The organism is Vibrio sp. E14, from assembly GCF_020515785.1.
In the GTDB taxonomy this organism is placed as follows: domain Bacteria; phylum Pseudomonadota; class Gammaproteobacteria; order Enterobacterales; family Vibrionaceae; genus Vibrio; species Vibrio diabolicus.
Genome location: NZ_JAHPJI010000038.1, coordinates 1 through 915, shown reverse-complemented (window position 1 = coordinate 915; position 915 = coordinate 1). Strand labels below are relative to the sequence as shown.

Here is a 915-nt window from a genome sequence, read left to right as displayed (position 1 = left end):
GCGGCGTTATGTGCTAAGGAGAAAGAATGAGCAAAATTAAGATTTTATTAGTTAAGTTTGGGAAGGTGGCAGAACCTGACCCAAGGGTCGATCATAAACTCATTTCAGAGTTAGTGCGTGAAGAATTTTCAGTACTAACCTGCTACGTTAATAAAATTCCAAAAATTGGAGAGCACTTTGTTGTCGAAAGACAAGGGTACGAAGACTTGGTGTTTAATTGTGTCCGTTTTGAGGGCAACGAAATAAAGTCAAAAGTTGATGATCATGAATATGTAGTTTTTGCTTCGTGGGTGAGACGCTTTAGTTTTATTGAAGAAGATGACTATAAGCAGCGTTTGCTGGAATTTCGCACATAACAAAGCATTTAAGAGTGATTCGCAACGCTTGGCGTTTTCGCTTCGCTCAAGTATAGCCAAGCGCCGCTCACACCTTAATGCGGCGTTATGCTTAATCACTTAAAATCAGTGGGTTATGGGTTTTCTTTGTTCCCTCAGCTTTCGGTTTTGTGCTCGTCGGCAAGTTTGCTTCAGTGGGTGCTATTTTCTGGACATCAATTCTTTGGCGCTGGAGCTTCAGAGAATTGCCTCAATCAGTTTTCGCGTAAGCACGAGGTTAGGGCAGTTGGCTCAATCAAGACTTTGAACTTAGGTTTTTAAGTTTTAGTAGTCAAATTTCAAAGTCTGATTTTTAAAAATTATGAGTCATTTCAGTTTTCTAGCTTTTGGCTTTTGTTTGTGAATCAAAGTCGAGTTAATCTTGTTACCCGAAAAACGTAACCCATTGAAGCTTAAGCATAACAAAGCGTTTAAGTGGGATTTGGCACGCGTGGCATTTTCAGTTTGCGTTGGGTTCAGTGATTACGGCGCCGTGCGGTAGCTTTTGTATTGCGTGCCTGCACCCCTTAACGCGGCGTTA

At 41.3% G+C, this 915-nt stretch carries 1 protein-coding gene; it reads left to right on the top strand.

Annotated features, from left to right (window positions below):
* The first annotated feature begins 26 nt into the window (after window positions 1-26).
* Window positions 27-356, top strand: coding sequence for a hypothetical protein (locus LIX84_RS23315; protein WP_226422274.1), 330 nt, complete (start codon window positions 27-29; stop codon window positions 354-356).
* Window positions 357-915: the final 559 nt, after the last annotated feature.